Below are 12,008 nucleotides of genomic sequence, written 5' to 3'. Positions count from 1 at the left end.
CACTGTTAAGGAGCAAAAGAAATCCATCCGGTCAATAATCCGACAAAAAGGAGCGCTTTGTAAATAAACGGGGAAAATGATAAGCCAAGCGAAATCCACAGCAGCGCCTTCTTTTCCGATCTGAGAGTAAGTCCGACCGCGGAGATGACAAATCCGGCGAGCGAGACCAGCCCCAATATCAGGGCCGCATAAATATTGCCAAGGACGATCCGTAAGGGGCCGCCGAATACACATATAAAACAAATAATCCCCATACCCAAGGCAAGCCAGCTCCACATGCTGTACCGTCGGGCCTGTACGACATGGTTCAAGAACAACCGCTCCTCTCATGCGGAATATGAAATATATTTATATTTTAACAAATGCATCCATAAAACAAAGGGCCTCCAAAGATCTCTGCCTTAACCTTTGGAAGCCCTTATTTGTTTGATCATACTTTAGCGATCGGCAGATCAATATCCACCTGTGTCCCTTTATTCATTTCACTGTTAATCGCCACTCGCCCTTTATGGGCTTCGATGATTTTTTTGACGATCATGATACCCAGGCCGTTGCCTTCCACCTTGGTCGTCTGAAAAGGTTCCCCGACCCGCTGCAGCATTTCGGCACTCATCCCCATGCCGTCATCCGTAAACCTGATTCTTTGAAAGACATCCTCCCGATCAAGAGAAATCCGGACATGCCCGCCATAAGGCAAAGCTTCCACCGCGTTTCGCAAAATATTCATGAATACCTGCTTAATTTGGTTGCGATCGCAATAGATCATATGATCTTCGTGGACGGTACATTCAATGGTAATACTGTTAAGAGCGGCTTGAATTTCAAACAGATGCAGCACTTCCCGAAGAATTTGATAACAGCATTCCTGCCTGAACTGGACAGCCTGCTGCTTGCCCAAAACAAGAAATTCGCCAACGATCAGATTCATCCGCTCAAGTTCCGACATGATCAAGTCATAATGCCGAAGCCGGTTGTCCTTCCCCGATAGCTGCAGCATCCCCTTAACCGTAGTTAATGGATTTCGGATTTCATGGGCGATACCGACCGCAATTTGACCGGCAAAAACAAGCTTTTCCGTATTATTCAGCAATTCCTCGGTCTTTTTCATTTCCGTGATATCGCGAATGCTTCCCACCACGCGAACCACGGAACGTCCGGAGTCGTAGACGGGAAGCACGTCCAGCATATAATGGCGCTCGCCATCCTTCAGCGTCATGCACAGCTCAACACCGATACATTCCTCGTGGCGTTTGATGGCGCGCTGAAAATAGCAGCTGATCAGATTTATATTAAAAACGGAGGTGCCCTCATATGTATCCTGATTGCTTAGCTGCAGCATCGAACGGCAGCGTTCATTTATCTCCAGAATGGTGCCGGTCCCGTTCGTAACGATAACCCCGTAGAAATTCGTATTCAGCAGGAACTGGTTCAATATTTGCAGCTGTGTATTTTGTCTGCGCAGCAAAAGCTCCCGCTCCACGGAATCCGCTATCGTGCACAGCAGCGCCAGCAAATGAGGATGGGCAAAATCAATATCCATCATGAGCGAAATCGTCCCCAAAATCATGCCGTTATCGCTGTGAAAACCAGCAGTATAACAAGCCATCCGATGCAGCATCTTGTGGTAGTGATCCTGGCCCACAAGCTGGAAGGGACGTTGGTGGGTCAAGCATAAATCAATGGAATTCGTGCCCGCATCATTGTTGAACTGGATCCCCTCTTCAATGCCTATGCGACGGATCATATGAATAATGGCGGGATCGCCTGTAAATTCCAGAATATACCCCTGATCATCCGATATCGCGATCATGATGGGACTGCCTGAAATCGAGGATAAAAATTTATGAATGAAAAAATGGATGACCTCAATATACTCCCCGTATTGCGCCCGTTTGCCCGCCAGCTCGGCATGGCTGTATCTCCGGTTAAATATGGGAGGCTCATCCGGATTGACTCCGGTCTGTTTGCAATATTGTTTGGATGCCGCGATGGCATGTGCATCATTGGCTTCACATAATGGTCTTCCCATGCTGAATACCTCTTTTTTACTGTACTTTGTTTCTTTCGGTTATGGTCCGAATCATCTCAAAACTTCAAGCGTTTATATACTTGCGAATGTTCCTTTTATCATACCATTACAAGCGAAATCCATCACTAAAACGTTTTATATATCTTATTAGACGCTAAGGGGCTAATGTATGTTACACTGTGTTCAACCAAAAAGGGAATGTGCCGGGACATCTCTGTCCCGGGCACCAAAGGAGATATGATGCAGCCATTTACGCAGGCCGTTATTGAACAGATCAAATCCATCCCCGCAGGAAAGGTCATGACTTACGGCGGTATTGCAGCCGCAGCCGGAAGCCCGCGCGCCGCCAGGCAAGTCGTCAGAATTCTGCATTCCATGAGCGGCAAATACGATCTGCCCTGGCACCGGGTCGTCAACGCCAAGGGCGAAATCGCCCTGCTTGATGACGAATCCCGGTTTCGGCAGCGATCCCTGCTTGAAGATGAAGGGGTCGAATTCGGCCTAAACGGCCGGATTGATCTATCCGTGTATGGAGCTTAGGCAAGCTCTGAATTAGCTTTTGCGTTATTTTTTCAAGATGTTAGCCAAGGCGCCAAGCAAAGTCCCCGACGCATCTTGGCTGTACTCCCAAAACATCGCTCCGCCGAGCCCATTGTCAAGGACGTAACGGGCTTTGGCCGCTACAGACTGAGGATCGTCGTAAGAAATAAAGGTGCTTCCGTCAAACAAGTATGGCGCCTGTGCTTTCTCATCCCAATACCGGACATAACCTTTCTCTTCGTTATATTCGGCGAGAATGTCATTATAAGTCGGAGTTTCCGGCGTTCCCTCAGCTCCCTGGCCCAAGCCATTACCTTCCTCCCCTTTGACATTGATCCACTTATGTCCATAGAACGCCGCTCCAATGACCAGTTTGTTCGCCGGAACACCGTTGTTTAGATATAGTTTGACCGTGGAATCCAAGCTGATGCTTCCGTCATACAAATTCGTATGATGCTCCGTCTTGCTGCTCCAACCGCCGGCAAAGTCATAGGTCATCAAGTTTATGTTGTCCACATATTTAACGATTTCCCCGATTTCAACGCCTTCCAGATATCTTTGCGTTGCTCCGGCAGCGATTGCGAGTTCATAATTTCTGCCGCTCTCCGCACCCAATGCATCCAGCTTCTCCCGCAGCAATTTGAGCAGCAGAGTGAAGTTTTCCTTATCTTCCGCCCTTCCCTTTGTGTCCCCGGCGTTCTGGGTTGGATATTCCCAGTCCAGATCGATGCCGTCCAGATCGTATTTTTTGACGTATTCGATAATGCTTGAAGCGAAGGTTTCCCTGCTATCCGCCGTCAGTGCGGCATCCGAAAAACCGTCGGCCCCCCAACCGCCGATCGCGTTCAGTATTTTCAGATGCGGGTTTTGGTCTCTAAGCTGCCGCAGATAGGCATAATTCGCTTCATCGTACTGGCTTTCGATCGGAAGGATCCGATTGTCCTCGATGTGGGTGAAAGCATAATTGATATGCGTTAATTTGCTTGCATCAATTGGACGGGCATCGGACCAGGCCACCCAGCCCGGAACATAAGCGATCACTTTCGGGCCCGAAGCCGGCTGCTCCTTTTCCTTGACCGTGAAATGAACCGTCGTTTTGGATGTTTTGAAGCTTTTGCCATGCGCCGCTATAACGGTTAACGTATAACTTCCGGCCTGCGTAATCGGAGTTCCTTTCTCATATACGGCGTCATTCAAGAAGGAAGCGCTTGCCGTTTGCGGTGCATCGGTCCAGCTTGGAACCAGTCCCGGCGCATATTCAGTGCCCTCTGTTACATTCGCAATGACCGGCGCATCGGGAACCGAGGTTGTATCCTTTTCAAACGGTTTGCCATGCAGACTGTCGTACAATGCCGTCAGCAGAACGCCCGTCGTATCTTGGCTGTACTCCCAGAACATAGCCCCGCCAAGCTTGTGGTCAAGCACATATTTTGCTTTTTCCGACAGCGATTCAGGATCATCATAGGACAGGAATGTATGTCCGTCGAACAGGTAAGGCGCTTTGGCATCCTCATCCCAATAACGCGTAAATCCTGTTTCTTCGTTATACGCGGCAATGGTTGCGCTGTAAGACGGCGTATCGCCGCTGCCCTTGGCCTTCCGTCCCACGATCGGACCTTCCCCGTTCACATCAGTCCATTTATGGCTATAGAAGGCTGCGCCAAGCACGACTTTATGAGCAGGCACACCACTTTTCAGCAATACTTCGACGCAAAGATCGGCGCTGATATTCGGCCCGTACAAATGGGTATGATGGGCGGTATTTTGCACCCAGGCTCCCGCGAAGTCATAGGTCATGATATTGATGTTATCCAGCAGCGGAGTAATCTTTTCGATCTCCACGCCGTTCAGGTATCCCCACCCGGCTCCGGCCGCGATGGTCAACTCATAATATTTGTTCTGCTGCAGTCCGAGCGCGTTCAGCTTCTCCCGGACCAGCTTCAGCAGCAAGGTGAAATTTTCTTTGTCGACCGGTCTTCCCGTTACAATGCCGCCGGCATCCTGGGTCGGATACTCCCAGTCGAGATCAATGCCGTCAAGATTGTATTTCTTCACGTATTCGATGATGCTATCGGCAAAAACATTGCGGGATTCGGCCGTCAACGCAGCATCCGAGAAGCCGTCCGCTCCCCAACCGCCAACCGAATTCAATATTTTCAGCTTCGGGTTTTGGGCTTTCAGGCTTTGGAGGTATGCGTAGTTTGCATCATCATTTTGATCTTCAATCGGAAGGATTTTGTTGTCCTTGATATGGGTGAACGCATAATTGATATGAGTGAGCTTGGAGGCATCCACCGGCCGTTTTTGCGACCAATCCTCCCAACCTGCGACATAACCGATCAGCTTGGTTTCCGGCTTCATCGAAAATTTGACGGTTGTGCTCGCTTTCTTGCCGCTTTTCTTATGAACCGCGGTGACGACAAGCGTGTATTCGCCGGCATCGATGATGCCGCTGCCTTTGGTATAAGCCGCCCCGTTCAGCGTTGCGGTGCTGGTTGTATCCGCGGCATCCTGCCAATTCGGGAGCACGCCGGAGGTATATACCTTGTCATTGGCAACGCCGGTAATGACCGGAGCCTGCGGAACAGTGGTATCGCCGTCTCCGCCTCCATCTCCCGGGCCGGTTCCCCCACCGGATCCGCCCGAGCCGCCGGAGCCGCTTGAACCGCCTCCTCCGGATGTGTAACCTGATCCGGAGCTGCCGGATGAGCCTGAGCCGATCGTACCTGCCAGCGGTCCATCCACGCTCACCGGCGTCGTCTGGAACGACGATCCTTTGGCTCCTTCATTGATGGTCGCCTTCTGGATTTTTCCGCTGCCCAGAACCTTCGTTTGTCCATTCAGCACCAAGCTTGCGATGCTTGCATCGCTGCCCAACTGCAGCGTATTGCCTTGTCCATCCATAACAACGGAATTGACAGCGCTTCCGTTGATCTCCAGGTTGATGCCTGCAGCTTTCACGATAAGCTTTCCTTCCACCTTCACATTGTTTAAGGTCACCTTGCCTGAACCGATTCCCTGATCCAGGATCAGGTTGCCGCGAACCACCAAATTTTGCAGCGTAACACCCGGCGCGGATATAACGGCATCGCCGGGAACGGTTTCGCTTCCGACGGCAGGACCATACGTCCCGGCCTTATTGTAAACAGTTGCAGTTACAGTGGGGGACGGCGCCACCGGAAAACGACTGAGCAGGACAGCGCCCTCGGCCCGGGTTAAGGTCGATTTGGGCCTTAGCGTGCCATCCGCGTATCCGCCCAATTTCCCCTGCTGCACCAGGTAAGCCAACGCCTGCCGGCTCCAGGACGAAATGGCGGCAGAATCTTTGTATGGCTGCAGCAGTTCGGTATCATTGACCGGCCCGGCTTTCAGAATTTTGGCCAGCATCATTGCAGCCTCTTCTCTTGTGACCGGCTGATCCGGATGGATCGAGCCATCGGGATAACCCGAGGCATAGCCTGCCTGCAGCGCCTTTACGGCTTCGGCATATTGCCACTGACCGGCTTTCAGATCCGTAAAGGTCGCATCCTTTTCGGCAGTAAACTGGAAGTACCGGTTGACCAATGCCATCCATTCGGCCCGGGTCAGGGCTTGATTGGGTTTCAAAGAGCCGTCGGAATAACCCTTAAGAAGCCCATGTTCCTGCCAGCCGGCGAGGAGTTCCTCCGCCCAATGCCCCCGAGTGTCGGAAGTGCTGGCCGCCTTTCCGGTAAAAGCGAATGAAGAAGCAATAAGAGCTGTGCAAACGAAACATACGAAATACTTCCATCCCATCCTTCTATGAAGCGCTTTCATAACACACCCCAATCTATCAGATTTGATGCAATGCGCCGTCCAATAGCAAACGGGCGATTCACCTCCAATCCCGGAGTTTATCGGCAGTGCATTGCTATTAAACCCGGCCGCGATGGACCAGACTTAATGACTTTTCGAAAATTCTGACTGATCAGGCAGATATGCCATGGACTAAGGAGTTTTCGTCTACATAAGGCTAGATTTCATTGATGTGAAAACATAGAAGAGAATATTAAAACATAGGGGATAGGTAGGGTTGAGTTATCTTCGGTAAGCAATATTATATTCGATACACTAGGCGTTTTCAGGGGCTTTTTTCTATTATGCGGGGATATATTTATCTAATCGAAGATTCAGCCGCATTCCCAAAAATGATACATTTGCGAGAAAAACCTTATTTGGGTTGGAAAAGAACGCGGGTGGGCGGCCTAAGCGAATGCTTACGAAGTATGTTTCCTCCGGAAACATTTCAGGTGCTCACGTACCCACTACAAGCAGATGCTTACGATGTCGTTTTCTACGAAAACGTTTGGCTCCGCTCCCTGCGTCCCTATCTTCATTCAACTGACGTTTTGAAAAAACGCACATCGGAAGCATAAGCCTTGGTGCTGAAACCGACCTTTTTGAACACGCACTTAAAGTAAAAAAATCCCAAGATGAGAGAAGTACATTGAAACAGCCAAAACATGCATTTCGAATCAATTTCATCATGCCTGCTCCATCTTCCATCTGGTAAGTTGCAAAAGTGCAGCTATTTTTATTGTTCCAGCAATCATGGCTAAGAAGCTTGCAAAAGTGCATCTTTTTTCCACCTTTTGAGCATAAATAGACGATTCATGATTAAATTGGTGCACTTTCGCAACAATTTCGCGTTCCACGCCATCAAAGGCCTGAAAAGGATGTACTTTCGCAACATTTCTGTATTTTACATGACTCGGCTGTCTGATAAAGACATGCAATTTCGCATGTTTCCCCCCTAGAAAGATTATTTTCTCTTAAAAAATGCAGCTCCGCAGCCTTTTCCTTTTTATCGCAGTAACTCAGTCGAGCATCCATCGCACTGCCTGCTTGCCCGCTGTGTTCGCAGGCTGCTTCTTCCTAATCATTATGTTTGCCGCTATTATGTTTGCCGCTATATCCTGATAACGGTGCACTACCCTCCCTTTTCCGGCCTACCTAACGTTACCTGCGCGCATCAGACACGAAAAACGTCTAACGACATACTTTCCAAGAAGCAAGAGCCGCGATTAGCGGTCATTGCTTATCCAATCCTAAAATAACCCCACAAAGAGTATCGGAAAGAAGTAAGGGCGCCTCTCAAAGAGGGGCGCTTTTGCGGAACAAAAGTACGGAGTGACGTGTAGCCTTTGAAGCTTATTCCGATTACTTTGCGGGGACCCCGGAAATTCACCCCACAAAGTGACGTGTAACCTTTGAACCTTATTCCGATTACTTTGCGGGGACCCCGGAAGTTTATACTTTCTTGATATGTTAAAAAAAGGCTGCCTCCGCGGTGAACTGCACCCCGTCAAGTAGACAGTACAAAAAATAAAAATCAATTAAGCGGCCTTTGTCCTGAATTCCATCGGACTGAGGCCGTTTAGTTTTGCTTGTAATCGTTCGTAATTGTAAAAGTGGATATAGGCCTGGAGGTCTTTTTCGAGCTCCTCAAAGGTATGGTAGGTGTGTAAATAATACTTCTCGCATTTTAGGGTTCCCCAGAAAGATTCCATTGGACCGTTATCGATGCATCGTCCAACACGTGACATACTCTGAGTCATTTCGTCATCGTCCAAGAGCTTCTTGAAATCCAGAGAGGTATATTGGAAACCCCGGTCGCTATGAAGCATGGGCTTGCTTCCTGGTACTTCTTGCAAGGCCCGTTTCAACGTCTGAAATACAAGAGGTTTGTTATTGGAATGCCCGAATACATAGGAAACGATGGATTTATCATAAAGGTCGAGAATAGCGCTTAGATACGCTTTTTGGCCATTGCCGTACTTGAATTCCGTCACATCCGTAACCCACTTTTCATTTGGCGCATCTGCAGTGAATTTGCGGTTCAGCACGTTCTCTGCCACCTGCTGTGGGGTGGATCTCGCATATCTCTTTTTCTTCCTCCGGATGACAGATTGAATTCCTTGTATCTTCATCAGCCGGTACACGCGCTTTTGGTTAATCGTTTTTCCCGTTTGGCGGCGCATGTGCAACGTTAATTGACGGTATCCAAAGGTACGCTCGACTTTCTCATAAATGGACATCATGACATGCGTTAACTCTGCATTCTCCTGCTCATGGGAACTGGGCTTGCGATTTAGCCACTTGTAATAGCTTGAACGTGAAATGTCTGCAATGTCACACAGCAGCTGAACGCTGAACAACGCTTCTTCCTGAAGCGCTTGAATAGTAAGATAGACGTTCTCATGACGGTATTGGCTTAGCTTCGCCTCCTTTGGAATTCCCGTAACTTTTTTAGAAATGCATTCTCCGCCCGAAGCCGCTCGATTTCATACTCCATCTTTTTCATCTCGAGTTTTTGGCGATCGGCCTCTGTTAGTTCCTCCGGCGCTTTCTTTCTCCCCCGGCCATCCTTTAACGCATCCTGACCGCCATTCTCAAACTTCTTCACCCATTGGTAGACTTGCTGGTAGGAGACCTGAAAATGGTCCGCTGTCTTACGGTAGTCATACTGATGAGCAAGACAGTATTGCACAATATCGATCCGTTCCTGCCAAGTCGTCGAACGCCCCTTCGTCATTGCTTTCGCTCCTCCTGAGTAAGCTTTTAAGCTGCTATGACGATTATACTCCTTAATCCAGTTGGAAAGCTGCGTTCTGCTTGCAATCTTGTATTTATCGATGATCTGATATTGAGACAATCCTCCCTCTATGTAATCCTTCACCGCTTGGAGCTTAAGCTCAGCGCTATAATTTCGATTATGAGTGCGTTTCTCTAACCCTTCATAACCATACACCTTGTAACGACGCCGCCATTTCGCCAAAGTCGTTTTGGTGATACCGTATTTCTCGGCTGCAGCTTTAACGCCAATTTCCCCGCTTTCGATTTCACCAATAATAACGAGTTTCTCTGACGCATCATATTTTTTATTAGGCATAAAAAAGCCCCCTTACAGTAGCAGGTTTTATTATTTCACCTGTCTACCGTAAGGGGAGCATATCACGGCCAATTGGCCTTTGGAGACAGCCCTACCCGGCTAAGGAATGCTACGGCAATGAAACAAGGAACGGTTTGACCGTATTGGCAAAATTGTAATTGCTCGTCTTATCCCAGTTGATGGACCATGTCATGGCGCCGCGGAAGTCAGGGTATTTGGCGACAGGCTTATAACTTCCGCAGCCGGTTCCGTTAGCAAGGCAGCTAAGGGCGTTATTCACGACGGACGGCGATACATAACCTCCGCCTGCGGCAGCGGATACGGCGGGTACGCCAATGCCCAGCTGCGACGGGGATACCCACTGCAAGGACAGGTCGGACAATGCCGTCAGGAAATCGATGGTCCCTTGGGAATAGCATTTGCCGTCCCGCCCCAGCATGCAGCCGGAGTTGTAATACTGGACGTTAATGACGGTCGTAATACCCTTCAGGTTATTATACAGCTGCATATAAGACGTGTTTGCGCTCTGCATATCAATCGTTTGCGGCGCCATCGTCAAAATAAATCCGGAGCCTACACGCTGCTGCAGCTGCTTGACTGCGGTGGTCAGGTTCGCTACGTTCATGCCATTCTCCAGATCGATATCAATCCCGTCAAGGCCGTAAGTCGTCATGATGTTGTACATGCTGTCGACGAAGTTCGCGATGTTTGGAGATGCGCTGCCGAGATTAATGTTCCCCTTTTCACCGCCGACAGAGATGATGACTTTTTTGCCTTTCGCATGTTTGGCCTGAATGTCGCTGATCAAGTTGGCATTGGTATATCCGCCGAGAGCGTTCGATAGTGAGGAATCCACGTTAAACGTCACTCCGCCCGGCTTGGAAAGATCCATATCGGCAAAAGCCAGCACGATGATATCGTATTGATCCGGTACGTCGCTCAGCTTCAAATTCGAGGAGCCGTTAATGAAATTATGCCAGTATCCGGTAAGCACATGCTTCGGAAGCTGGCCGCCTCCGCCGCCGGAGCTTTGGGTCGTTGCCGTTACGGCGGCGCTTTGCGGAGAAACATTGCCGGCCGCATCCTTGGCTGCAACCCTGAACGTATATGAGGTGCCTGCCGCCAGTCCGGTAACCGTCGCCGTTGTACCCGTAACGGACATCACCTGCGTCGTTCCCTGATAAACGTTATAACCTGTGACGCCGACATTGTCGGTGGAGGCCGTCCAGGAGAGAGAAACGCTGGAGGTTGTTACGCCTGTTACCGCAAGATTCGTCGGCATCGTGGGCGCCTCTGTATCCGTTCCGCCGCTGCCGCTGGTCTTCACCGTTAACGCATTGCTTGCGGCAGACACATTGCCGGCTGCGTCTTTGGCTTTGACCGTATACAAATAGGTCGTATCAGGCGCCAGTCCATTATGCGTAAACGCCAAAGTGGTGCCGGACACGCTGCCGACAATGCCGCTGCCTTCGTATATGTCATAACCGGTGACGCCAACGTTATCGGTAGAAGCGTCCCAAGCCAGTGAAATGCTGGATGCGGTCACAGCTGTCGATCTTAAATTGGCCGGAGCGGTCGGGGCCTGTTGATCGCCGCCTCCGCCGCCGCTGACAAGCTGCCACAATGCAGGTACATTCGGCGGCTCCCAGCCCGCCAATGACGTATGCGGTTGAATGGCTTTATACGTGCTGCCGCCGTAGGTCGCCGTATCATTCAGCGCATAAGCCACGTTGGGAGCCCATGCCCCGCGGTCCGCGGCGGATGCCATCGACGGCAGCAGCCCGACGAACAATGCCAGAATAACGAATAAGGGCAGAAATCTTCTAACCATTTTACTTTTTGGAGATAAAACTTTTCCCATATCATCGCCTCCTAATCGATTATTAAAAGCTTCCGTTACTTCTGCCTGCTTCTAGTGCTATCCAGCCACCTCCTTTGTTTGGGTCAGGATTTTGCGCGGGTCCGGCTTCAACCGCCCGTAAACATATGCAGCCCGAAACAAACCCGCTCCGATCTGTAAATGTCTGGGCGCAGGCATCGCCGGATTTGGGCAAAACCCTAAAGACGCCAAACAGACGCCAAACAGACTCCAATAAAACGACTGCAAAACATGTATGGTTGATATGCGGAAAGCGCATGGAGACAACAAAGACATGAAGATGTGAAGATGTGAAGATGTGAAGACGTGAAGACATGAAAACGTGAAGACGTGAAAACGTGAAGACGTGAAGACATGAAAACGTGAAGACGTGAAGATACAGAGAAATTCAAGAGCACGAAGATAAGGAGTTAAGGTTTGAATGAACTCATGCTGGAAAATGTACTGGGAAGAGCATGTCCTTCCGGGCATATCCGCCGGATTCATGAGGACATATTTCTGGAATGGATAACGCTTGCATAAAGAAGGGGAGGAACAAAATAAGCGGGACAATCGGGTTTTCACTCGAATCAAACAAAGCGTTTTTTATTGAGACTTGGACTTTGAGATATCCATAAACTTGTTTTTATTGTAATTAAATGAAACAAACT

At 49.5% G+C, this 12,008-nt stretch carries 8 protein-coding genes; 1 reads left to right on the top strand and 7 read right to left on the bottom strand.

What is annotated here, in order from left to right; translation table 11 throughout:
• Window positions 1–5: 5 nt before the first annotated feature.
• Both L6442_RS01850 and L6442_RS01845 read right to left on the bottom strand, forming a co-directional pair.
• Window positions 6–311, bottom strand: a complete 306-nt coding sequence (locus L6442_RS01850) for a hypothetical protein (protein WP_194231883.1) — start codon at window positions 309–311, stop codon at window positions 6–8.
• Window positions 312–430: 119 nt separating this feature from the next.
• Window positions 431–2,029: an ATP-binding protein gene (locus tag L6442_RS01845; RefSeq protein ID WP_212978417.1), complete on the bottom strand. Its 1,599-nt coding sequence runs from the start codon at window positions 2,027–2,029 to the stop codon at window positions 431–433.
• 240 nt (window positions 2,030–2,269) lie between these two features.
• Here L6442_RS01845 and L6442_RS01840 point away from each other — a divergent pair, with 240 nt between their 5' ends.
• Window positions 2,270–2,569, top strand: coding sequence for an MGMT family protein (locus L6442_RS01840; RefSeq protein WP_212978433.1), 300 nt, complete (start codon window positions 2,270–2,272; stop codon window positions 2,567–2,569).
• 24 nt (window positions 2,570–2,593) lie between these two features.
• On the opposite strand, the gene L6442_RS01835 is transcribed toward L6442_RS01840, so the two are convergent.
• From L6442_RS01835 to L6442_RS01815, 5 genes are all read right to left on the bottom strand, one after another.
• The gene (locus L6442_RS01835) at window positions 2,594–6,364 is read right to left on the bottom strand and encodes a glycosyl hydrolase family 18 protein (RefSeq protein ID WP_212978418.1); all 3,771 of its coding nucleotides are present in this window, start codon (window positions 6,362–6,364) and stop codon (window positions 2,594–2,596) included.
• 707 nt (window positions 6,365–7,071) lie between these two features.
• Entirely contained in the window at window positions 7,072–7,323 is a 252-nt protein-coding gene (locus tag L6442_RS01830) for a hypothetical protein (RefSeq protein ID WP_212978419.1), read from the bottom strand.
• 600 nt (window positions 7,324–7,923) lie between these two features.
• Entirely contained in the window at window positions 7,924–8,823 is a 900-nt protein-coding gene (locus L6442_RS01825; RefSeq protein ID WP_272880345.1) for an IS3 family transposase, read from the bottom strand.
• Window positions 8,802–9,479, bottom strand: a complete 678-nt coding sequence (locus tag L6442_RS01820) for a helix-turn-helix domain-containing protein (RefSeq protein WP_212981627.1) — start codon at window positions 9,477–9,479, stop codon at window positions 8,802–8,804. The genes L6442_RS01825 and L6442_RS01820 overlap by 22 nt, the downstream gene beginning before the upstream one ends.
• A gap of 109 nt (window positions 9,480–9,588) precedes the next feature.
• Window positions 9,589–11,310 carry a fibronectin type III domain-containing protein gene (locus tag L6442_RS01815; protein ID WP_373871823.1) on the bottom strand — a complete coding sequence of 574 codons (1,722 nt, stop codon included), beginning with the start codon at window positions 11,308–11,310 and terminating at the stop codon, window positions 9,589–9,591.
• Between the last annotated feature and the right edge of the window lie 698 nt (window positions 11,311–12,008).

This window comes from Paenibacillus azoreducens (assembly GCF_021654775.1).
GTDB classification, from domain to species: domain Bacteria; phylum Bacillota; class Bacilli; order Paenibacillales; family Paenibacillaceae; genus Paenibacillus_AQ; species Paenibacillus_AQ azoreducens.
This window is presented reverse-complemented; position numbering and strand designations above follow the sequence as displayed.

Excerpts from the sequence above, each read along its gene's own strand:
- L6442_RS01840 (WP_212978433.1), top strand. The coding sequence starts at position 2,270 with ATGCAGCCATTTACGCAGGCCGTTATTGAACAGATCAAATCCATCCCC.
- L6442_RS01835 (WP_212978418.1), bottom strand. The coding sequence starts at position 6,364 with ATGAAAGCGCTTCATAGAAGGATGGGATGGAAGTATTTCGTATGTTTC.
- L6442_RS01820 (WP_212981627.1), bottom strand. The coding sequence starts at position 9,479 with ATGCCTAATAAAAAATATGATGCGTCAGAGAAACTCGTTATTATTGGT.
- L6442_RS01815 (WP_373871823.1), bottom strand. The coding sequence starts at position 11,310 with ATGGTTAGAAGATTTCTGCCCTTATTCGTTATTCTGGCATTGTTCGTC.
- L6442_RS01845 (WP_212978417.1), bottom strand. The coding sequence starts at position 2,029 with ATGGGAAGACCATTATGTGAAGCCAATGATGCACATGCCATCGCGGCA.